Here is a 22,000-nt window from a genome sequence, read left to right as displayed (position 1 = left end):
CGTGACCAGCGAACCTACCCAGCCGCATTCCGCGAAGTATGTCCTCTTCGATGTCGACGGGACGTTGATCGACGCCGTGGCCAACCAGCGTCGCGTGTGGGAGACGTGGGCGGTGCGATACGGGCTCGACCCCGTCGAGGTCTACCAAGTGGCACTGCGCACACGGCCGTTGGAGACCTTCGAGGAGGTCGCCCCGGAGCAGGATCCGTACGTATGCCTGGCCGCACTGCATGAGCTGGAGGACGAAGACGTCCGGACCGGTGTCTATGACGCCTTCGACGGTGCGGCGGAGTTGCTGACCGGCCTGCCCTCGGGGCGCTGGGCACTGGTGACCTCCAACTACGAGCACCGGGTGCGGGGCCGGTTCGCCCGGACCGGGCTGCCGGTTCCGGAGCTGATCGTGGATGCCGCCGCCGTCGAAGAGGGCAAGCCGTCGCCGGTCCCCTATCTGCTGGCCGCGGAACGTCTCGGTGCGCGACCGGAGGACTGCCTGGTCATCGAGGACGCGCCGTCCGGAGTCGCGTCGGGGCTGCGGGCCGGTATGACGGTGTGGGGAGTCAACACCCCGGTCGCCGTCGACGGCGTACACCGCCACTTCATGAGCCTGCGCGAAGCGGTACCGGCCATTCTCGCCTTCGTGGCCGACGCACACCGGGAAACCACCGTCACGGTCTGACCGACGCGACCTTCCGCCCTGCGTCGGGCCGTGCCACGATGACGACGTGACGGCGAGCCCCGAGGTGAGCTACCAGTCGATCGCGGCCCGGATTCTCGGAGCCGAGCGCCCCTCGTGGACGATGCGGGACGGCGAAACGTGGTGCATGGTCACGCCGCCTGGCCACCGGTCCCGGAGGCAGGGGTGGAAGCTCCATGTCTCGGCGACCGTCGCCTCCGCCCATGAGGTGCTTGAGCGGGCGGCGGGCGTCCTGGTGGCGCACGGCTGCGCGTTCAAGTTCGCGGTGTCGCCGCGCGTCACCGCCGATCTCACCAACGTACGGGCGGCACGGGCGCACTCTGGCAAATTCATCACCGCGTATCCCGCCGATGACGGTCAACTACGGCTCCTGGCCGATGAGTTGGACCGTGCCACCGCCGGACTCTCCGGTCCCGCGATCCTGTCGGACCGTCGGTATCGCCCGGGCAGCCTCGTCCACTGTCGTTACGGCTGTTTCTCGGCGCCGCGCGAGCTCGACGACGAGGGTTTCTACCGGGGGCGGCTCCAGGCACCGGACGGGACTCTCGTCGCGGACGAGCGCAACCCGTGGTTCTCGCCGCCCGCCTGGGCCCAGTCACCGTTCGGCGCGCCCGCCCGCGCCCGCACCGGGGGCGCCGTACTCCTCGCGGACCGCTACCAGGTCCGGGAAGCTATACGTCATTCCAACCGTGGCGGGGTCTACCGCGCGCACGACCGCCGCACCGGCCGGGACGTACTCCTCAAAGAGGCGCGCCCGCACGTCGGTGCGCTGTCCGACGGAACGGACGCCCGGGACTGGCTGCGCTATGAGGCGGGCGTACTGGCACAGTTGGCACCGCTCGGCATCGCCCCCGCTCCGCACGAGGTCTTCGAGGCCGGTGGACACGTCTTCCTCGCCGAGGATCTGATCGACGGGGACAACCTGCGCCAGTGGTCGGCGGACGGCGCACTGCGCACGGGCGGTCGCCTTCCGGTCCCGGCGGCGTGGCAGCTCGCGCGGGACCTCGCGCGCCTCATCGGCGAGGTGCACGCGGCCGGTTTCGTACTGCGCGACTTCAAACCGACCAACGTCGTCGTACGCCGCGACGGCACGCCCGTCCTCGTGGATCTCGAATACGCGGTACGCAGCGACAGCACGGCCCACGTCATCGGCACCCAGGGTTTCACCGCGCCCGAATACCTCTCCCGTACGGAATACGGGCCCGCGCCCGGCCCCGAGGCCGACTGCTTCAGCCTCGGCGCCACCCTGCTCCATGCCACCGCCGGGATCAACCCCGTACTCGCCCCCGACACCTCGCCCGCACGTCCGCCCGGCGAGCGGCTCACGGCGATCGTGGAAGCCGCCGCCCCGGACTGCCCGGCTCTCAACGCCCTCGCCCCGCTCGTGCTCGGCCTCACGGCCGACGTTCCGGACCGGTGGCCGCTGGAGAAGGCGGCGGCGTTCCTCCGGGCGGAGCCCGCCACGCCGACGGTGTCAGCGGGCCCCGCCCTGACCGACACCGACCTCGACCGGCTACTACGCGACGGACTGGATTACATCGCGGCGACCGCCGACCCCACCGCCGTACACCTGTGGCCCAGACCCCAGTCCTTACCGGAAGGCGACCCCTGCAACCTCCAGCAGGGAGCGGCGGGCGTGGTGGCCGTGCTCGACAGAGCCGTACGTACAGGTGAGGCCCCCGCCCTCGAACCGCTGCTGCGGACCGCCGCTCACTGGCTCGACGAACAACTCTCGCGCCCCGGCCGCATCCTGCCGGGTCTCTACTTCGGCCGCTCCGGCACCGCATGGGCCCTGCACGACGCGGCCCGCACCTTGGATGACTCCCCACTCGCCGCTCGCGCCCGGCAGTTCGCCCTCGACATACCCCTCGACACGGCCAACCCCGACATCTGCCACGGCCTGTCCGGCGCGGGACTCGCCCAGTTGCACCTGTGGCACACCACGGGAGACGAGCGTTTCGCCGAGCGGGCCTCCGAATGCGCGGACGGGGTGCTGCGCCTGCTGACGGAGGCCGCCGGCGGAGTCGAGTGGCCGCTCGGCCCACCGCACCGCAGCGAACTCGCCGGTTCCGGCTCGTACGGCTTCGGGCACGGCGTCGCCGGAAACGCCGCCTTCCTGCTTGCCGCCGGGCGCGACCTCGACCGCCCGGAGCTCGTCGACATCGCGATCGGCGCCGGTCATGCGCTGTGTGCCGTCGCCGAACGCCGCGACGACATCGCCGTCTGGCCCAAGGGACCCGGCCGCACGGAACGTACGGGACTCGACTTCTGGTGCCACGGCGCCTCCGGCATCGGGACCACGCTCGTCCGGCTGTGGCAGATGACGGGCGAGCCGCGTTTCCGCGACTACGCCGAACTGGCCGCGCGCACCACCCACCGGGACCGCTGGCGCCAAGGCACCGGTACCTGCCACGGCGTGGCGGGCAACTCCCAACTCCTGCTCGACATAGCCCAGTTGACCGGTGACGACACCTATCGCGTCCGGGCCGCCGAGGCCGCCTCCGCCCTCCATGCACGGGCCGCGTTGCGGGACGGCCGGTTGATCGTCCCCGACGACACCCTGCGCGACTTCTGCGTCAGCTACCAGGTCGGCCTGGCCGGAGTCCTCGATCTGCTCCTGCGCCTCAAACACGGCGGCGACCGCGCCTGGACCGTGGACCCGTGAGTGTCCGGCTACACCCGCACCCACCCGGAAGGAGGTGAGAACCATGGAGGAAACAGTGCTGGAGCTCCAGGAGTTGCCCGAGACGGACGAGGAGGCACTGGAGCCCGCGATGTGCTGCGACACCGACCATACGAGCGGAAGCTGCACCGATCCGCCGCGCTGCCCGCCGTGATGTGGGCACACGTAGCGAACCGTTCCGTGTGGCCGGGCCTCTGGTGCGGCCGCACGGAACCCGGGCAACAGGGGGCGGCGTATGACCGGCGGGACATGGGCGCCCGTGTTGCCCGCGCATGAGTCCGCCGCCGTCCTCGACCGCGTCCTTGCCGCCGCGCGACCACACCGCATGCCGCGCTGTGTCCGGCCTCATCTGGCCGCCGGGGGCGCAGGGATGGCGCTCGCCTACCACCAGTTCGACCGCTGTCTGTCCGGCCGGGGTTGGAACACAGTGGCCGAGGGCTACTTCGCCGCCGCAGCCCAGGGGTACCGGCGGTTCGGCGCCTCGCTCGGCCTCTTCGGCGGCGCCGCCGGACTGGCCTTCGCCGCGCAGGCGCTCTCGTACGACCTGCCGACCGTCCGCGAACGCGTCGTCGACGAAGCCCTGGAGCTAGCCCGGGCACTCGGTGACGATCCACCCGAGGCTGCCGTCGACGTCGTCTCCGGGCTGGCCGGATCGGGTGCGTACCTGCTGGGCGAGCGCCACGAGCCCGTGGCGAGCACGGCACTACGACAGGTGCTCGCCGCGCTCTCAAGGGCACAGTACTTGCCCGACTCCGGCATCGCACACGGGCTCGCCGGACCGCTCGCCCTGCTATCACTCGCTCTGCAAGAAGGTGTCGCCGTACCCGGTCAACGTGAGGCCGTACGCCGAATGGCCGCGACTCTGACCGCCCGCTGCACCACCGACCCCTGGGGCCCCACTTGGCCCGGCCCGGACCACCACCCCGTACGCGCTTCCTGGTGCCGGGGAAGCCCGGGGACGGCTCGCGCCCTGTGGCTGGCGGGCACGGCACTCGATGACACGGCGTTGCGTGAGCTCTCGGTGAGGGCGATCAAAGCGGCCTGCCGACGACCACCCGAGGTGCGCCGCGTCGACGAGGACGCCGGTCTCTGCCACGGCATGGCAGGCCTGCTCCACATCACCACACGTTTCGCCCACGACACCGGCGACCCCGAACTCGCCGTGGTAGTAAGCGAGTTGGCGAACACACGCTTACGTCCGACCGAGCCCGGATTCCTCGACGGAGCCGCAGGCATCACGCTGGCCCTCCTAGCGGTGGCAACCGATACCGAACCCACCTGGGACCGGGCCCTGCTGCTGGCGTAACGCTACGAGATACCGCGCGGCCGCGAGCGGAAAGTGCGACGGTAGGTGTCCGGGGGCACGCCGACCGTGCGGTTGAAGTGTCGGCGCAGTGTCGTGGCGGTGCCCATGCCGGTGGCTGTCGCGATGGCGTCGACACTGTCGTCGCCGGTCTCCAGCAACTCCTGTGCGCGGCGGATCCGTTGGGTGAGCAGCCATTGCAGTGGGGTGGTGCCGGTGGTCGCGCGGAAGTGGCGGCCGAGGTGGCGCGAGCTCATACGTGCCTGGCGGGCCAGGTCCTCCACGGTCAGTGGTTGGTCGAGCCGTTCCATCACCCAGGGGAACAGTCCGGCGAGCGGATGGTTGTCCGGGGCGGGCACGGGCGTGGTGACGAACTGGGCCTGGCCGCCGTCCCGGTGCGGTGGCACGACCAGACGGCGGGCTACGACATTGGCGATCGACGAGCCGTGGTCGAGGCGGACGAGGTGCAGACACAGGTCCATGGCGGCGGCTTTTCCGGCGGAGGTGAGGACGCTGCCGTTGTCCACGTAGAGCACGTCCGGGTCGACCTCGACTTCGGGGAAGCGGGCGGCGAGCGCCTCGGTGTGCGCCCAGTGCGTGGTCGCGCGCCGCCCGTCCAGCAGGCCCGCTGCGGCCAGGACGAACGCACCCGTGCACAGCGAGGCCACGCGCGCACCTGCCTCGTGGGCCGCGCGTACCGCGTCGACCAGGTCGGCGGGCGGGTCCACGTCGACGTCGACCCAGCCGGGGACGATCACCGTGTCGGCGTGCCGCAGCCGGTCGAGCCCGTGGTCGGGCTCCAGCCGGAACCGCCCGACCTGCACAGCGTCCGGACCGCAGACCGCGACGTCGTACCAGGGAACGGACACGGCGTCCGGGGCCGAGCCGAAGACTTCGTACGCCAAGGACAGTTCGAAGTGCAGCATCCCGTCGGTGACGGCCAGCGCGACAGTATCCATGTCCGTAATTGTACGTGCCATGTCGTTCCGGACACTGGTGGCGAGGTGCTCGTCCCGCCAGGATGGCCGTAGTCGATCAAGCGGATCGCTTCGAATCTTGAGCACGGGGAGAGAAGTCATGACATCGGGAAAGATGGTGGCGGTGTACGGCGTGTACGGGCACACCGGTCGGTTCGTGGTGGCACAGCTGCGGGATCGCGGGTTCGTCCCGATGCTCGTCGGCCGCGACGCCGAGAAGCTGCAGGCGCTGGCGGCGTCCCACCCCGGCCTTGAGGCCCGACCGGCCTCGGTCGACGATCCGGCTTCGCTCGACCGCGCACTCGCCGGTGCGGCAGCCGTGATCAACTGCGCCGGGCCCTTCGTCAACACGGCCGCCCCCGTGATCGAGGCGGCCCTGCGCGCCGGGATTCCGTACGTGGACGTGGCGGCCGAGATCGAGGCCAACGTCGATACGTTCGCGCACTTCTCGGACCGCGCCCGCGCCGCCGGAACGGTCGTCGTCCCCGCGATGGCCTTCTACGGCGGCCTCGGCGACCTGCTCGCCACCGCCGCCATGGGCGACTGGACTTCGGCCGACGAAGCCCACATCGCGTACGGCCTCAGCAACTGGCACCCGACGAAGGGCACGCGCGCCGCGGGCACGGTCTCCGGCGAGCGGCGCAACGGCCGGCACATCCGCTACGCGAACGGGAAGCTGGAGTACCACAACGACACCCGCCCCACCCTCGAATGGGCCTTCCCTGGCCCGATGGGCACCCGCTCCGTCCTCGGCGAGTTCACGATGGCCGACGCCGTCACCATCCCCCACCACCTGTCCATCCCCAAGGTGCACAGCTACATGACGACGGAGGCGGCCAGGGACCTGTCGAACCCGGACACCCCCGCACCGACCGCGGTCGACGAGCAGGGCCGTTCCTCCCAGACGTTCCTCGTCGACGTCGTCGTACGCTCCGGCAACGCGGAACGCCGCGCCGTGGCGAGCGGCCAGGATATCTACGCGGTCTCCGCACCGCTCGCGGTGGAAGCGGTCGCCCGGATCCTGACAGGCCGGACCCGCACTGTGGGTGTCGCCTCCGCGGGCGAGATCTTCGACGCCCCGGACTTCCTGCGCGCGCTGGCCCCGCACGTTTCCGTGGAGGTGTGTCAGTAGGGAACTGTGTGCTGGGCTGCGGTAGTTGATGGGGCGCGCCGGTGGCGCTCCATGCCGCCGCACATAGCCCGGCCAGCGCCTTGGCCGTATGAGCTGCCCAGCTCAGCCGGTGGCGGCCCCGAACCACGTCGGCAGTTGGTCGATCAGATCCCGCTGGTCCTCACCGACCCACGCCACGTGGCCGTCCGGCCGCAGCAGCACCGCCGGTACGTCCAGTTCCTCGCTGGTGTCGACGACGTGGTCGACGCGGTCCGCCCAGCCCGCCACCGAGAGTCGGCCGGTCTGGTCGAGCAGCAGCCCGCGACCGGCGTGCATCCGCTCGTAGAGGCGTCCCTGCTTCAACCCCACGTCCCGGAGCCGTCGGCCGAGCAGTTCATGGCCCGCGCCGAAGTCGTAGCGGATACCGATCGCGACGATCTTCTCGGTCAGATGGCGGTTCACCTCGTCGAAGTCCATCAGCTCCGACACCAGTCGGCGCACTGCCTGGGCACCCGGGTCGAGGGACGCCAGCTGCATCTGCACGCGGGTGTTCTCCAGTACGTCGGCGGCCACCGGGTGCCGTTCGGTGTGGTAGCTGTCCAGCAACCCCTCCGGCGCCCACCCGGCCACCTCGGCGGCCAGTTTCCAGCCGAGGTTGAACGCGTCCTGGACGCCGAGGTTGAGCCCCTGCCCGCCCATCGGCGGGTGGATGTGCGCCGCGTCGCCGGCCAAGAGCACCCGGCCGACGCGGTAGCGCTCGGCCTGGCGGGTGGCGTCGCCGAAGCGGGAGAGCCAACGCGGTGAGTGCACACCGAAGTCGGTGCCCGCGACTGCCAGCAGCTGCTGCCTGAGCTCTTCGAGGGTCGGCGGGACCGTACGGTCCTCGGCCACCCCCTCGGCGGGCACGACGACGCGATACGTACCGTCCCCGAGGGGCATGGCGCCGAACCGGGTCTGCGTCTTGCGGACTTCGGTCATCACGGCGGTCAGCGTCTCCGGTGACGCGGTCAACTCCATCTCGCCCAGGAGCGTGTCGACCCTGCTGGGCTCGCCGGGAAAGCCGACGCCGAGCAGCTTGCGGACCGCACTGCGACCGCCGTCGCAGCCGACGAGGTAACGCGAGCGCAGCCGCGTGCCGTCGGACAGCTCGACGGTCACCCCGTCGTCGTCCTGGCTCAACCCGACCACTTCACAGCCGCGGCGGATCTCGGCGCCAAGGTCGATGGCGTGCTCGGTCAACAGGCGGTCGGTGGTGGGTTGCGGGATACCCAGGACGTACGCATGCGCACTGTCCAACTCCGGCGCCGGCTTGCTGATGCCGGCGAAGAAACCACCGACCGGGTACTGCTTGCCGAGCGCGAGGAACCGCTCCAGCAGACCGCGCTGGTCCATCATCTCGATGCTGCGCGCGTGCATGCCGAGCGCACGAACGACCGTGGTCGGCTCCGCGTCCCGCTCCAGCACGACCACGCGCACCCCGTGCAGCCGCAACTCGCCGGCCAGCATCAGCCCGGTCGGTCCGCCGCCGGCAACGATCACATCGATCATCAAAATCCCATTTCCGCAGGTCGTGGTGGCTTAGGCAGGTGATTCTGCGCCACAACCGGGCCCTTGCCGCAAGCCCCCCAGTGCGCTATATGTTGAGAGTGGCAAGGAGTGGGTGGTACTCCTTGCCTTTGCTTTTTGTGGTCCGCCTTCCGTGCAACGATCTCGCCGTGACCACCCCGGATGACACCTCTGACCCCCTCGACTCCTCCCGCTGGCGGCTGCTGATCGCCGCGCTGACCGCGCTTGCGGCCGACGCCGCCGACCAGCAGGCATGGCTCGCGGCACATCGAATCGAGACGGACGACTTGGCCCTCGACTTCGAGAAGCCCGCGCCAAGGCCCGTCAGGTTCTCGCCCAAGGCAGCGGTACGCTCCTGTACGGCAAGGCATCCTCCTGGACCTGCATTCAGCCGAGAGAGAGCCACTGTGGACGAGGTCGTCAGCAACGCGTTCGGCATCCAAGAGAACCCCGAAACGGGTGAGTTGGAGATCTTCGGCGGCCGCGAGACCACCGCACCCGGACGAGGCTCCAGAACCTCCTCAGTCACCACGCCATCGCCGGGCCCCGTCCGGATGACGGGATGGGCGCGCCCGACCGACCCGGGCGACTTCCCGGACGGCTACTGGGACTGAACCGACCCCGCCCGTACTCCCCCGGGAGGAAAGGCGGTCACGGCCACCACCGCCCCGGTGAGCCCCATCACCCCGGCGGCATACCGCTCAGAGGGCAAAGAAAACTGCAAACAATACCCACCAGGCGGTATTGAGTAAGCAGAGGCCTACTATCTGCAACTGGCCTTATTCGGACACTTTCTAGCAGTGTGAGGCCACACCCTCCAACAGCAATGAACTCGAAATTGCAGGTGAGCTCCGAGTGTTCGATAGCCGGATGCGTGAGGCTAAGTCGAGTTAAGGCCAGTGGGGAGACATGCACTTTAGCCCCCTTGAGAGCCGCGAACGGCGCTGCCTAGCATGCAGGAACTCGGGGGTTAACGGGAGGGACTCATGGGGCACTCCACTACGCGGAACGAGGGACTAGCGCAGGCGACATCTAGACTTCCGGCCCGTACTCCCAAGGATCGGGCACCGGCTGATTTGGATCAACTGATCTGGCGTTGCCGAGCAGGCGATGCCAGGGCGTGGGAACAGCTCATTCATATGTACAGCCCTGTCGTTTGGGCCGTCGTCCGCTCGCAGGGCCTCAAACAAGCCGATGGCGAGGACGTGTATCAGCTCACGTGGCAGCGACTCGTCGAGCACATCCATACGTTGGAACAGCCCGGCAGGGTGGCAGCGTGGCTGGTCACCGTCGCCAAGCGTGAGGCGATCAGCCGCTCCAGGCAAGCTCGAAGGATGGTCAGCGTCCCTGACCCTGCGGACTTCCTTCTCCCCGCGGATACAGCTGTTCCCGCACCCGAGGAATGGACCATTGCCCGGTCGGACAGCGAGCGGCTACGAACAGCCATCAGAAACCTGTCGGAAGATCACCGAGCTCTTCTGGAACTGCTCTTCGCCGAACCTCCGCTCAGCTACGACTACATAGCCGAATCCGTGGGAATGGCGCGAGGGTCGATCGGTCCGACTCGTCGCCGCATTCTCGCCAAGATGCGAGGCGAGCTGGGCGGAGGCAAATCCGGCTGAGGGAAGTCCCGTTGAATGCGCCTCGATGGTTACTGGCGACGAGCCAGATAGACGACAACTGCCGTTCCAGCAATCCCAGTTGCTCCAATGACGACGCCAGGATCAATATGGGTGCCCAGCGCGCCGGACAGCGCGACGCCCAGTCCTTGCACCGTCATGAGCCCACTGTTCTGCACCGTGAACAAGCGCCCTCGGTACGTGGGAGCTGTCGCCGACAAGATCAGCGGGTCGATGCCCTGGTTGCACGCGAAGCCTGCCCCGGAGAGGGCCAGCAGAGCCGCCGCCATGGGAACGGACGGTCCCAGGAAGAATCCGATCAGCGGGATTTGGGAGCCCACGACCAAGGGAGTGATGAGGCGACGCCGAGTGTCCGGTGACAGCTGTACCACCACGAGTTCGCCCACCACCGTACCGACGGCGTACCCGGTGAAGAGCCAACCTGCCGCTGTCGCGGCGGAACCGGCTTCGGCGGTGTAAGCAACGGCGAGACCGTCGCCCACGGACGAGAATCCAGGGACGGCCCAGGTCAGCAGGACCAGTCGCCGCAGCGGCCTATTGGCCCAGATGTGGCGCAGCCCCTCCCCCGACTCTTTCACCACGGCTCGCAGGGTCCGTTCGCCATCCGGCGCACTGGCGGGAGCAGCCGGTGTCCATAACCCGATGAGCACGGCCGAGACCACGAAACTGCATGAGTCCACGGCCAGCAGCCACAGCGGTCCGATCGCGGCCACCAGAACGCTGCCCACCGCGAACCCGAAGACGACCGCGGTCTGACTGATGGTCCGCAACAGCGAACGGCCTATCGGAAAGAGATTTCCGTCCAGCAGGTGCGACAGGCTCGCGGCCCTGGCTCCCTGAAAGAGCGGCGCTATGAACCCGGTGATGAGCAGGAGTCCCAGGAGTGCGGGAATCGGCGTTCCGGGTATCAGCATTCCCGCGATGCAGACGGCGCTGAGCAGGTCACAGCAGACCAGTACACGCCGCGGCCGGAAGCGGTCGGCCAGTGACGAAAGGACGGTGCCGACCACAGCGTAGGGCAGAAACGAGCAGACGAGGACCAGCGCCGACCACAGGGCTGAGCCGGTTCGCTGAAAGATCAGGATCGAAAGGGCGACCTCGGCGGCCAAGGTGCCGACCATGGACACGGCGTGCGCGGCGAACACGGCACGCATTCCCGGCACGCGGAGTACCGATCTGATCCCTGAAGCCGGGATCGTACCGACCGCGGACTGCTGCACAGGACGTCCCCAATTCTCACACCGTGATCCTGTTGGACCCGGCCGGACGACAAGCCGGGTCCAACAGGAACCTCGTCTATCTGTGTGCCGCCTGTGGAATCAGTGAACGTGACGCATGACGTCTCCCCCTCCCGCATAGAGAGCAGTCGATCCGTTCCGTGCGCTCGCGCGCGATGTGAATTCAGTGAACGTGACGCATGGCTGTTCCTCCCCTCCTGTCCGTGGGTATCTGACTCGTTCCGAAGAAGGCCTCCCGTGATGACGGGGGCCGCTCCTCAGAACGAAATCTCAAGGCTGTGCATCCCGTGCTCGGTCACGTTGGGACGGGGCACGGGCTCGGAGACGAGCCGGGCGTTCGGGTACCGGTGGCCGATGGCGCCGAAGGCGATGCGGGCCACCTGGACGGCGACCTGGGCGCCGAGGCAGGCGTGCGGTCCCCGGCCGAACGCGAGGTGACGGTTGGGCGTCCGGTCCCACTGCAGGGATTCGGGATCGGCGAACATCTTGGGATCCCTGTTCGCCGCGCCGAGGAACATCGAGACGATCTCGCCCTTGCGGATCTTCTGGTCCCCGAGGACGGTGTCATGCACGCAGGCACGGCTCTCCACGTGCACGGGGCCGGCAAACCTGACGAGTTCGTTGACCGCCTTGTCGTTGTCCACAAGGACACGCTGCTCGGGCGGTATACGGAGCAACGCGAGCAACCCGGTCACCAGGAAGCGGCTGGCCGTCTGGAAGCCGGCTTGCAGGACGACGCGCAGGGAGTTGAGAAGCACCTCGTGGTCGACTCCCGCGCTCGGCGCCCGATCGACGACATGGGCGGTGAACCCGTCCGGCAGCGGTGACTTGAGCCATTCGCCGACCAGGCCGGTGAGTTCCGCTCGTGCCGCGACTCCGGGCTCGTAGCACTCGGGCCTGAGGCTGGAGTCCATGCCGTCCACGATCGTGTTCGACAAGGGGACGAACCAATCCTTGTCCGGCTCAGGAACGCCCAGCAGGTGCGTGACCGCCCGCAGGGTCAGAGGTTCGGCCACCTTGGAGACGAAATCGAAGGGCTCTTGCTCTGCCACCGTGGCCAGCAACTCGTCAAGGGTGCGCCGGACTGTCCGCTCCAGACGGTCGGGGTCCGCCGCCTTGAAGCCCTCAAGCATCAGATGACGGATCCGGGTGTGCTCCGGTGGGTCAAGAGTCTGCAGGCTGAGCAGGGATGGAGGGGTGTCCACACCCACTCTCCGCCAGTCCTGACAGAAGTTCTCCGCGTCCCGCAGGGCGGCGAAGGACTCCTCGTACCCGGTCACCAACCAGGCCTCGATGTCGGAGTCCCAGAGAACACTGGACTGTTCATGCCATCGCCGGTATATCGGATGGGGATCGAGCAGGGCAGCTGGATCGAGCAGGCTCAAGATGTTGGGGTCCGCCACGCACCCACTCCGTTCATACGTATAGGGTCAGGCCCCCGGACGGAATCACCCTGGGGGAACTAGCGCCTGGCTCAACTGGCCGCACAGCACCGGTACTTGGCGCGCAAGGCCTCAGCCGTCCGACTCAACTCCTCCTCGCGGGTCTCACACCCTGCCTCCCCTACTGGAGCCGCGACGAACGTGCCTGCCGACCAATACAGAGGCACCAACGACGCCCCAGATACATCCGATGCCGTCTTCCTTCAAACTCCTTCGAACTCTCCGGATCCGGCACCCGGCGTCCTACCTACAGAAGGTCCAACACCACCGGAAGCGTCGGTGAACCTCTTCCGACCTGATGGTGTTGAGGCTCGGTACGCGATGGCGACGGACGCGCCGGGCTCAGAGCCAGCGTTGCGCCGCTTCGACGCTGTCGCCGCCACTCGTGTTGAACGCGATGGCGGCCTTGGGTGCATGACGGCGGATCAGGTTCACGATCTGCTCGAAGAGCGGGAGCAGCGGCTCTGCCTTGCGGATTCCGCCTCCGACGACCACTACATCCCACGGCCGCTTGGTCAGCGACGCGATGAGGGTGGACTCGGCCGATTCGTTGAACTCGATGAGTGTCATCTCCGCGTCGATGCCGTGCGCGCCGAAACGGGCCAACTCCGCGTCGAGAGCCGCGCGAAGAGCCTCGCCGTCGACGCCGGGAATCGCCTGCGGGTCGTAACCGAGGACAAGTGCAGTAGGCATGCGGCCAACCTACCGCGCCCACGTAAATGACCGCCGGGCACGGTGAGTTCGGAACAACGTCCGCGCGCCCGGCTCCGGCCAGGGGTCACCAGACCGGGCGCACACCCCCAACACCCCTCCAGTCACAGCTTGATAACGTCCAGCCCACCCTCTGGCTGTAACATTGCACATGTCACATCATGCTCCCCATGAGAAAAGTCATCGCCCTGCTCTCGGCCGCAGCAGCCGTCGCAGCCCTCAGCGGAGTATCCGCGGGCACCGCGTCCGCCGGCGCCGCATCCCATGAGGACACCGGGCAGGGGAAGCTCGTCTGGAGCTCCTGCAACGACACCACCACGCCCGCGCTGCAGTGCGCGATGCTCGACGTGCCGGTGGACTACGCGCATCCGCAGGGGCGCAAGATCAAGATCAAGGTGAACCGGCTCCCCGCCACCGCACCCAAGGACAAGCAGCAGGGCCCGATCCTGCTCAACCCCGGCGGCCCCGGCGACTCAGGACTCTGGATGCCCGCGTACATCTCCGGGCAGATACCGAAGGACGTCGCCTCGACGTACGACTGGATCGGCTTCGACCCGCGCGGCACCAACGCCAGCGACCCCCATGTCGTCTGCGACGCCCACTACTTCGACGGCGCCCGGCCCGACTACCAGGTCAGCCAGGGCACTTCGAAGGCCTGGCTCGCGAAGGCGGCCGGGTACGCCGCCGACTGCGCCGCCGACTGGTCGTGGCTGCTGCCGCACATGACCACCGTCGACAACGCGCGTGACATGGACAGCATCCGCCGTGCGCTCGGAGCACCGAAGATCAACTTCTACGGTGGCTCCTGGGGCACCTCGCTGGGCTCCACCTACGGCCAGCTCTTCCCCTCGCGCGTACGGCGGATGGTGCTCGACAGCATCGTCGGCCCCACCATCACCTGGTACGACCACAACATCCTCCAGGACAAGGAACACCAGCGCCGCTTCGACGCGTTCGCGGCCTGGACGGCCAAGGCCGATTCGGTCTACCACCTCGGTACGGACGCCGCCGCGGTCAAGAAGGCGTACGACCAGGTCGAGTCGGCTCTGCGGACCAACCCGGTGGCCGCCTCCCCGGCCCCCGGCAAGATCGGCCCGGCCGAGTTCGAGGACACCTTCTACGGCGGTGGGTACAACTTCCTGCGCTGGCCCCGGATGGCCACCGTGCTCTCCGCCTACGTCACCCAGCACGACACCCGGCCGCTGAACATCGCGTACAACAAGTACGCGGCGCCCGGCTCCGACGACAGCACCTTCCCCGCGTACAACGCGGCGCAGTGCACCGAGAACGCCTGGCCGCGCGACTGGGAGTTCTGGAAGAAGGACCAGGCCAAGGTCAACGCCGAGGCGCCCTTCTACACGTACAACAACATGTGGTATAACGCCGCTTGCATGTTCTGGCCCTACCAGGGCAACCAGGCGGGCCGGATGAAGATCACCGGCAAGGGCCTGCCGCCCGTCCTGCTCTTCCAGGCCACCGAGGACGCCGCCACCCCGTACGAGGGCGGGCTGGCCATGCATGACGCGCTGCCCGGTTCGAAGCTGGTCGTCCAGAACGGCGGCAGCTTCCACGAGATCCTCTTCCACGGCAACGCCTGCCTCGACGACACCTTCACCTCCTATCTCCGCGACGGCAGCCTCCCCAAGGGCAAGGGCCGCATCGCCAAGACCTGCGCCCCCGAATCCGACCCCACCCCCCTCTACGTGACCCCGACGCCGGCCCTCACCGCCAAGCACACCACCGCCACCACTCCCCTGGCGCCGACCGACCCCGAGGCCGTTCACGGCGTACTCCGGTAGTCAAAAACCGATCAACCAACCACACCCCGACGGCCGTTGGCACCCGCCCAACGGCCGTCGGCCATGCCTGGGGCCACGCCCGAATACGGATCTGAAGAATCGTTATCTCTTGAACGAGATGACTGAAACCCTGCGGGCCTCCCCTTTCGCCTCTACACTGCCGAAGGATGGGGGCGCTACTCATATCAATCTTCACTGTCACAGTAAGCGCAGTCGTTCCATTCATCGTGGAGATATACAAGGGGACCAGAGCAACGCAGGAACAAAGCTACATTGCGGGAATCAGCGCATGCGCTGAACTGGCGGCGAGCTCGCCGGGCACTCCTGCGGGATATTGCCACCTGAAGTACGTCATCATAAATCAGTCACAGAACGCGATCCATGACGTCATCGTCGTGCAGCCGCGCTGGCGTCCGCAGCATCCGATCAGCGTGATCAATCCCGGCACCCGTCATGAGGAAGCGGATCTGACACTCCGCCGCATTGATCCAGGGTTCACCAGCTATCCCGTGGGAATCATTTTCAAGGACGGCCAGGGCAGGGTCTGGCACAAACATCACGTGGCCGAGCGCGTACGCAAGGCCATCGACCCTCCCCGTACCGTCCATGACTACGTGCCGCACAAGAACCCTCTGGGGATGACCAAGGTGAGCAAAGGGGTCGGCATCAGCCTGGCCGCGCTCGTCATGCTCGCCTCCCTCGTTTACGGAATCATCAGCTTCGTCGACAACTGGAAGACACGGGATACGCCCAGCTCCCCCAACCAATCGGCAGGTAGTCATGGACGCTGAATCCGTCGCCGTCGTGGTGGCTTTAACCAGCGGCGCATTCGCCATGTTCTCCCTACTGCTGGCACGCGTCGCCGCCCGCCGGACCAAGCTCATGGCGGCCCGTATCCGTGCCGGCGAAGTGATCGCGTATCTCACGTCGCCCGTGGGGGCAGCCGATATGACCGCGCTCTGCGTGATCGACAATCGGGCGACCGAGCGGATCAGCGACGTCGTCGTCCGCTATCAGGATTCGGATCTGTGCGAGCTCCCCGAATTGGCTCCCTGGGACCAGCAGCGCGTGCCACTCCCCGAAACGCTCGGTTCCATCGATACACAACCGGCGACCATTGCCCCGCACATCGCGCCCAGCCTCGCGTTCTCGGACACCCAAGGCCATCGGTGGACCAGTGACACTCAGGGGTTGCGGCTGGCGGAGGAAACCGACCCGCCGAGCAAGTCCACAAAGCTGAACAGCGTTCCCCTCACCTGGCTCGTATGGACATCGGCCGCGACCGGGCTCATCACCGTCATCCCCATACTGCTGTATTTCGCCATCCTGTAGGGGTGTTGACGGTCACGGCCGGTCGGGTCCGCGATAGGGCAGCGTCTGGCTGTAGACGACGCTGGTGGTCGTACTGCCGAAACCGGCCAGCTCGTCCATGAGTGTCTCCAGGTGCCCCATGGAAGTCGCGGCCACCTTGAGGGTGTAACAGTCGTCGCCGGTGGTACGCAGACACTCCAGGATCTCCCGCCGCTCGGCGAGCAGCCGGCGCAAGGGCTGGTGGTGGTTGCCCGGGTACTTCAACCGGACGAGGGCGAGCACGGGGTAGCCGACCTTGGCCAGGTCGACCACTGCGTGGTACCCGGAGATGACACCCATCGCCTCCAACTGCCGCACCCGCTCCGTGGTCGCCGACGGGCTGAGGCTCACGCGCCGTCCCAACTCGCTGAGGGAGATACGCGCTTCCTGCTGCAACTGGTCGATGATCGCCCAGTCGACGTCGTCGAGATTCACGGCCATGTCGCGAGATTACCGGGAAATTGACGGAGGAAGGTCAAGACTGCCAGGAGAAGTCGGTTCCTCCATGTCCCACCGCCCGGATAGTCTCCGATCATGCAACTTGGCGCCACCGTACGGAGCTTCGGGCCCGGCGCCGATCCCGGCCTGCTGCGGCCCCACTCGGCGGCCTGGCAGGCGCTCACGGCCGTAACCACACACTGGAGGACAGCATCGTGATCACCCCCGCCGACGAGGACCTCCTGCGGCGCGCGATCGGGATCGCGGCCCGCGCCATCACCCTCGGCGACGCGCCGTACGGCTCCCTGCTGGCGGGTCCCGACGGCACGATCCTCGTCGAGGCCCACAACACGGTACGGCGCGACAACGACATCAGCGCCCACCCGGAACTGAAGCTCGCCCGCTGGGCCGCCCGCGAACTCGACCCCGACACGGCGGCACGCACGACGATGTACACCAGCTGCCAGCCGTGCACCATGTGCGCCGGCGGCATCGTCCGCTCCGGACTCGGCCGTGTCGTCTACGCGCTCTCCACCGACCAACTCATCGAGCTCAACCCGAAGTCCGGCGCCTGGCCGACGATTGCACAGGACGGCCCGGCCCTGTTCGACGAGGCACGCGCGCCCATCGACGACTACTACCGGCCATGACGCTGTCTGCGTGTCCGGAGGCGCTCTGCGGCTGACCGGGCGCGCGTGACATGCCCCACCCCGTCCGCTATCCAGCCACACTGACCACAACCATCGCCCTCGGCACGGCACTTCCCTACGCTGAGGCAATGCGTCACTGCCTGCAAACCCACCGCGTGCGGAGCACCGCGTGAACCGCGCCCCGTCCGTCCGCGCCCCGCTGCCTCCCCTCCACCTCGTCGAACTCGGCGGTACCGGCCCTGAAGACGTCGTCTTCGACAGTTCCGGACGAGTGCTCACCGGTGTCGCGGACGGGCGCATCCTGCGGATCGAGCTGCCCGATCGGGACCATCCCGACCACCCCGCCCGCGTACGGGAAGTCGGCCGAACGGGAGGGCGACCTCTCGGGCTCGAAGTGCTCTCCGATGGGCGGCTGTTGGTGTGTGACGCGGAGCTCGGGCTGCTCCGGCTCGATCCGGACGGCGGCGACCAGGGCGTCGAGGTGCTGGCCGACTCGGTGGCCGGGAAACCCCTGCGGTTCTGCAGCAACGTGGTCGCGGCTTCGGACGGCACGGTCTACTTCAGCGTCTCCAGCCGCCGTTACGGGCTGGACGACTGGCTCTCCGACATCGTCGAGCACCAGCCCACGGGCCTGCTCGTGCGACTGGCACCCGGGGGTGAGCCCGAAGTGCTGCTCGACGGGCTCCAGTTCGCGAACGGGGTGGCGCTCGCGCCCGACGAGTCGTACGTCGTGGTGGCGGAGACCGGGGCGTGGCGGCTCACCCGGCTGTGGCTGACCGGCTCCGACGCAGGTCGGCGCGACACCCTGACCGCTGACCTGCCGGGCTTTCCTGACAACCTGTCACAAAGCCCTGGCGGGGGCTTCTGGGTCGCACTCGCCGGATCGCGCATGCCACCCCTGGAGTGGCTGCACCGCGCCGCACCCCGAGTACGCCGGACGGTGGCCGCCACAGCCCGCCGTCTACCGGCCCCGCCACCTCGCCCCGGGCGTGTGGTCGAGGTCGGCATCGATGGCCAGGTGGTACGCGAACTACGGGCGCGGGGGCGTCAGTACCGTATGGCGACCAGTGTGGCCCAGCGCGACGGGCGGCTGGTTCTCGGCAGTCTGGTGGAGGGGACCATCGCCTGGTGCGACCTGTGAACGCGCGCGCCCGGGCGGAGGTGGCAGGGCGACCGCGCTGTCATCGCGAGGGCGTCGGGGACCACACCCCCTCAGCTGTCCCGTCGCGGACGTGCTGCTCATGCCTGGCGACCTTGCCGTGAATCACCTCCAGGCTGGCGTTCAAGTCGTCAATCCTGGTGCGTACGTTCTGCTCGTGCTCCCGCAGCAGCGCGAGGCGGTCGTGCTCGTACAGGGCTGCGTGACGCCGGGAGGGTGAGCCCGCCGAAGGATTCAAAAACCCCCGCGCAGGGCGCGGCGACGGCCGTGTGGGCGGCGACGTCGCCACTGCTCGGAGGGTACGGAGGGGCCTACTGCCAGGACTGCGACATCGCCGAACCGGCCGTGACGGACGACATGCTGATCGGGGGCGTCAAACCATGGGTCACCGACCCCGACGCAGCAGCTCGGCTCTGGGACCTCTCCAGCGAGCTCACCGGCGTGAACGCGTTCTCATGAATGCCGAGCCTCAAGCCGCCGTACGTTGCAGCGTGAGCGACCGTCCGTCGGCCGCGCTCAGGGTGGGGTAGTCGGTGTAACCGGTCGAACCGCCCACGTACATCGTGTACTTGTCCCGTACGGGGTTGAGGGGCGCGCCGATCTGGAGGCGTTCCACGAGGTCGGGGTTGGCGAGGAACGCGCGGCCCAGCGAGATCAGGTCGGCGCCTGCGGCCAGCAGGCGTTCGCCCGCGTCCCGGCCGCCGTCGGCGGGCATCGCGGCGGGCCAGCCCAGGTTCGGGTTGGCCATCAGCGTGCCGGGCCAGCGGCCGCGGATATCGGCGAAGAGCGCGCTCTCGGGGTCGGCGAACTCCATGTGAAGATAGGCAAGTTGGAGGTCGGCGAGCTCGCCGAGGAGCGCGGGGTAGATGTGTTCGGTATCGCCCTCCTCGATGCCGTTGACGGTGTTCGCCGGGGAGATCCGCACGCCCGTCCTCTCGGGCCCGATCGAGTCGGCGACGGCCCTGGTGACCTCGACGACGAAGCGAATACGGCCCGCGACCGAGCCGCCGTAGTCGTCACTGCGGAGGTTGGTGTTCTGCGCCATGAACTGGTGCAGAAGCTGCCCGTTGGCGGCGTGCACCTCGACCCCGGCGAAGCCTGCCTCGACCGCGTTGCGGGCCGCTTGGGCGAAGTCGGCCACGGTCATGCGGACGTCCTCGATGCTCATGGCGAGGGGCACGACGGAGGGTTGACGTCCGGTGGGCGTGTGGATCGTCTCGGGGAGCGCGACGGGTGAAGGGGCCAGCGGCATGAGTCCGCTGTTGTCCGGGTGACCCACCCGGCCGCCGTGCTGGAGTTGGAGGAACATCCGCCCTCCCGCCGCACGCACCGCGTCGGTGACCTGCCGCCATCCCGCGATGTGCGCGGCGCTGTGGATCCCGGGGATGTTGGGGTAGGTCTGCCCCACGGCGTTCGGCGTGGTGCCCTCCGCGATGATCAGCCCTGCCGAGGCCCGCTGGGCGTAGTACGTGGCCATCAAGGCCCCCGGAACGCCGTCGGCATCGGCCCTGTTCCGGGTGAGCGGCGCCATGACCAGCCGGTTGGGCAGGTGCAGCGGGCCGAGACGGGCGGGGGTGAGGAGTCCGGGGTTCACTGGTGTACGCGTCATGCCCGTACCGTAGAAGTTGACATTGGTGTCAGATTCAAGTGCGGCGGCGGGGTGAGGCAGCCCTGGTCTACGGTGGCCCGCCCGTCCACTTCGGTCTGCGACCCGGCGCCAGGATGCCCAATCCGGACCTGCCGGCGCGCGCGGCGCAGACAGTGACAGACAGCCGAACTCGACCGCGCCCTGGATGTGCTGCTCCCCGCACGGTGCCCGACGCGCACCGATCACCCCCGTCACGCGCCTCTTCCCCGAGAGCCCACTTCCCTGTTACGATCCGATCCGGTTCGGAACGAAATGCCAAACGGGCTTCCACCCGGAACTGACCTGACCTCACGGAACTGAAAGGCTCTGTCCCATGCTGCGTGTCAAGGACTTCGACCACCTCGTCCTCAACGTCCAGGACGTCGAGCGCGCCCTGGACTTCTACACCGGGCCGCTCGGTCTGGAGCCGGTCCGTGTCGAGGAGTGGCGGGCCGGGAAGGTCCCCTTCCCCTCTGTCCGGGTCAACGCGAACACGATCATCGACCTGTTCGACCGGCCGCGCGGCGAGTCCAACGTCGACCACATCTGCCTCGTCGTCGACCCGCTGGACTGGCAGGAGGTCATCGACTCGGGCGTGTTCACCGTCCTCGACGGTCCCGTTCCGCGGTTCGGCGCGCGTGGCTCCGCCATCTCCGTCTACGTCCAGGACCCGGAGGGCAACACCGTCGAGCTGCGCTGGTACCCGCAGGACGCCGAGTGAGCTCGGCGGGCCGGCCGCGCGACCCGGCGATCGACGCCGCCGTTCTGACCGCCACCCTCGACATCCTGCGGACCCACGGCTATTCGGGCTTCGCGATGGAAGGGGTCGCGGCGCAGGCGGGCACCACCAAGGCGGCCATCCGCCGTCGCTGGCCCCGCCGCCAGGACCTGCTCATCGACGCGCTCGCATCGATACTGGCCGTACCGCCCGTCCCGGACAACAACTGCACGCGCTGCGATCTGATGCAGAGCGTACGGCTGCTGGACGAGGCACTGCACGAGCGGCTGCCGCGCGGGGTCCTGGCACCGCTGGTCGCCGACTGCGCCCGCGAGCCGGAACTGCACCAGCGACTGACCGACGTGCTCGTACTGCCGAGCCGACAGGCCGCAACCACCGCCGTGGAACGGGCCGTCGGCCGGGGTGACCTGCGCCCCGACGTGAACCCCGACGTCCTCGTCGACCTGCTCGCCGCGTCCGTATACCAACGGGCGCTCCTCGGCGAGACGACGACAACCCGCCCGTCGGCAGCCGACGTCGTGGACCTGCTGCTACGTGGGGCGGCGGTCGACTTCGACCACTTGGTCCGCGTCAGCCGAACCCCCGCGCACCTGCGCGGACACTCCGCCGGCCACTCCTGATCAACCCGCCTGTCGGCGCCCGAGCCGGACGACCTCGTCGACTCCTTCCGGGGTGCACAAGTCCCCACGGCGCGTGGGCGGGTTGATCCAGTACGCGCCGGGGCGGGCCGTGCGGTGTACGGCGGGGACGCCGAGCCATGTGGTGGCGGACGAGAGGCACATCGCGTCATGGGCAAGGTGCCGGGCGCAACTGCCCACGGGTACCAGGGCGTAGTACCAGACGCTCGCGTCGTAGCGTCGTGGATGACGGGGC

General features: G+C 68.4%; 22 protein-coding genes. 15 read left to right on the top strand and 7 right to left on the bottom strand.

Annotated elements, in window-relative coordinates; all coding sequences use genetic code 11:
- The first annotated feature begins 1 nt into the window (after nt 1).
- From ACT1U9_RS30865 to ACT1U9_RS30850, 4 genes are all read left to right on the top strand, one after another.
- Nucleotides 2-676 (top strand): HAD-IA family hydrolase, encoded by a 675-nt coding sequence (locus ACT1U9_RS30865; protein WP_444535909.1) that lies wholly within the window; start codon nt 2-4, stop codon nt 674-676.
- Nucleotides 677-722: 46 nt separating this feature from the next.
- Nucleotides 723-3,359: a class IV lanthionine synthetase LanL gene (gene lanL, locus ACT1U9_RS30860; RefSeq protein WP_444535908.1), complete on the top strand. Its 2,637-nt coding sequence runs from the start codon at nt 723-725 to the stop codon at nt 3,357-3,359.
- Between the two features lie 43 nt (nt 3,360-3,402).
- Complete coding sequence (locus ACT1U9_RS30855; protein ID WP_444535907.1) at nt 3,403-3,531, top strand: hypothetical protein; 129 nt, start codon at nt 3,403-3,405, stop codon at nt 3,529-3,531.
- 81 nt (nt 3,532-3,612) lie between these two features.
- Nucleotides 3,613-4,683, top strand: a complete 1,071-nt coding sequence (locus ACT1U9_RS30850; protein WP_444535906.1) for a lanthionine synthetase C family protein — start codon at nt 3,613-3,615, stop codon at nt 4,681-4,683.
- Between the two features lie 2 nt (nt 4,684-4,685).
- Here the strand turns inward: ACT1U9_RS30850 and ACT1U9_RS30845 are convergent, their stop codons facing one another.
- The gene (locus tag ACT1U9_RS30845; RefSeq protein WP_444535905.1) at nt 4,686-5,639 is read right to left on the bottom strand and encodes a helix-turn-helix domain-containing protein; all 954 of its coding nucleotides are present in this window, start codon (nt 5,637-5,639) and stop codon (nt 4,686-4,688) included.
- Nucleotides 5,640-5,757: 118 nt separating this feature from the next.
- Here ACT1U9_RS30845 and ACT1U9_RS30840 point away from each other — a divergent pair, with 118 nt between their 5' ends.
- A complete protein-coding gene (locus ACT1U9_RS30840) occupies nt 5,758-6,789 on the top strand; it encodes a saccharopine dehydrogenase family protein (protein ID WP_444535904.1) in 1,032 nt (343 codons plus the stop codon).
- Between the two features lie 102 nt (nt 6,790-6,891).
- Here ACT1U9_RS30840 and rox read toward each other — a convergent pair whose 3' ends face one another.
- The gene (gene rox, locus ACT1U9_RS30835; protein ID WP_444535903.1) at nt 6,892-8,316 is read right to left on the bottom strand and encodes a rifampin monooxygenase; all 1,425 of its coding nucleotides are present in this window, start codon (nt 8,314-8,316) and stop codon (nt 6,892-6,894) included.
- Between the two features lie 167 nt (nt 8,317-8,483).
- On the opposite strand from rox, the gene ACT1U9_RS30830 reads away from it, so the two are divergent.
- The gene (locus ACT1U9_RS30830) at nt 8,484-8,948 is read left to right on the top strand and encodes a hypothetical protein (protein ID WP_444535902.1); all 465 of its coding nucleotides are present in this window, start codon (nt 8,484-8,486) and stop codon (nt 8,946-8,948) included.
- Nucleotides 8,949-9,410: 462 nt separating this feature from the next.
- Nucleotides 9,411-9,956 carry an RNA polymerase sigma factor gene (locus ACT1U9_RS30825; RefSeq protein WP_444535901.1) on the top strand — a complete coding sequence of 182 codons (546 nt, stop codon included), beginning with the start codon at nt 9,411-9,413 and terminating at the stop codon, nt 9,954-9,956.
- Nucleotides 9,957-9,985: 29 nt separating this feature from the next.
- Here ACT1U9_RS30825 and ACT1U9_RS30820 read toward each other — a convergent pair whose 3' ends face one another.
- From ACT1U9_RS30820 to ACT1U9_RS30810, 3 genes are all read right to left on the bottom strand, one after another.
- Entirely contained in the window at nt 9,986-11,137 is a 1,152-nt protein-coding gene (locus ACT1U9_RS30820) for an MFS transporter (protein WP_444539296.1), read from the bottom strand.
- A 332-nt stretch (nt 11,138-11,469) separates the two neighbouring features.
- Nucleotides 11,470-12,615: a cytochrome P450 gene (locus tag ACT1U9_RS30815; RefSeq protein WP_444535900.1), complete on the bottom strand. Its 1,146-nt coding sequence runs from the start codon at nt 12,613-12,615 to the stop codon at nt 11,470-11,472.
- Between the two features lie 381 nt (nt 12,616-12,996).
- Entirely contained in the window at nt 12,997-13,347 is a 351-nt protein-coding gene (locus ACT1U9_RS30810; protein ID WP_444535899.1) for a hypothetical protein, read from the bottom strand.
- A gap of 188 nt (nt 13,348-13,535) precedes the next feature.
- Between ACT1U9_RS30810 and ACT1U9_RS30805 the strand changes: the two genes are divergently transcribed.
- From ACT1U9_RS30805 to ACT1U9_RS30795, 3 genes are all read left to right on the top strand, one after another.
- A complete protein-coding gene (locus ACT1U9_RS30805) occupies nt 13,536-15,164 on the top strand; it encodes an alpha/beta hydrolase (protein ID WP_444535898.1) in 1,629 nt (542 codons plus the stop codon).
- 227 nt (nt 15,165-15,391) lie between these two features.
- Entirely contained in the window at nt 15,392-15,955 is a 564-nt protein-coding gene (locus tag ACT1U9_RS30800; protein WP_444535897.1) for a hypothetical protein, read from the top strand.
- Nucleotides 15,945-16,496, top strand: a complete 552-nt coding sequence (locus tag ACT1U9_RS30795; protein ID WP_444535896.1) for a hypothetical protein — start codon at nt 15,945-15,947, stop codon at nt 16,494-16,496. Before ACT1U9_RS30800 ends, ACT1U9_RS30795 begins: the two co-directional genes overlap by 11 nt.
- A 12-nt stretch (nt 16,497-16,508) precedes the next feature.
- Here the strand turns inward: ACT1U9_RS30795 and ACT1U9_RS30790 are convergent, their stop codons facing one another.
- Complete coding sequence (locus tag ACT1U9_RS30790; RefSeq protein ID WP_444535895.1) at nt 16,509-16,955, bottom strand: Lrp/AsnC family transcriptional regulator; 447 nt, start codon at nt 16,953-16,955, stop codon at nt 16,509-16,511.
- A gap of 212 nt (nt 16,956-17,167) precedes the next feature.
- Here ACT1U9_RS30790 and ACT1U9_RS30785 point away from each other — a divergent pair, with 212 nt between their 5' ends.
- The 3 genes from ACT1U9_RS30785 to ACT1U9_RS30775 all read left to right on the top strand — a co-directional run bounded on the left by ACT1U9_RS30785 (nt 17,168) and on the right by ACT1U9_RS30775 (nt 19,220).
- The gene (locus ACT1U9_RS30785) at nt 17,168-17,602 is read left to right on the top strand and encodes a nucleoside deaminase (protein WP_444535894.1); all 435 of its coding nucleotides are present in this window, start codon (nt 17,168-17,170) and stop codon (nt 17,600-17,602) included.
- Nucleotides 17,603-17,771: 169 nt separating this feature from the next.
- Nucleotides 17,772-18,743 carry an SMP-30/gluconolactonase/LRE family protein gene (locus ACT1U9_RS30780; protein ID WP_444535893.1) on the top strand — a complete coding sequence of 324 codons (972 nt, stop codon included), beginning with the start codon at nt 17,772-17,774 and terminating at the stop codon, nt 18,741-18,743.
- 234 nt (nt 18,744-18,977) lie between these two features.
- Nucleotides 18,978-19,220, top strand: a complete 243-nt coding sequence (locus tag ACT1U9_RS30775) for a hypothetical protein (protein WP_444535892.1) — start codon at nt 18,978-18,980, stop codon at nt 19,218-19,220.
- Between the two features lie 10 nt (nt 19,221-19,230).
- Here the strand turns inward: ACT1U9_RS30775 and ACT1U9_RS30770 are convergent, their stop codons facing one another.
- On the bottom strand, nt 19,231-20,370 hold the full coding sequence (locus ACT1U9_RS30770; protein ID WP_444535891.1) for an alkene reductase: 1,140 nt from the start codon (nt 20,368-20,370) through the stop codon (nt 19,231-19,233).
- A 352-nt stretch (nt 20,371-20,722) separates the two neighbouring features.
- On the opposite strand from ACT1U9_RS30770, the gene ACT1U9_RS30765 reads away from it, so the two are divergent.
- Entirely contained in the window at nt 20,723-21,109 is a 387-nt protein-coding gene (locus ACT1U9_RS30765) for a VOC family protein (protein WP_188273577.1), read from the top strand.
- Nucleotides 21,106-21,747, top strand: a complete 642-nt coding sequence (locus tag ACT1U9_RS30760; protein ID WP_444535890.1) for a TetR/AcrR family transcriptional regulator — start codon at nt 21,106-21,108, stop codon at nt 21,745-21,747. The genes ACT1U9_RS30765 and ACT1U9_RS30760 overlap by 4 nt, the downstream gene beginning before the upstream one ends.
- Nucleotides 21,748-22,000 lie beyond the last annotated feature (253 nt).

It is taken from the genome of Streptomyces sp. BR1 (genome assembly GCF_052373795.1).
Taxonomy (GTDB): Bacteria; Actinomycetota; Actinomycetes; order Streptomycetales; family Streptomycetaceae; genus Streptomyces.
The sequence above is the reverse complement of the archived record's forward strand: the minus strand, read 5'-3'. Positions and strand labels throughout refer to the sequence as shown.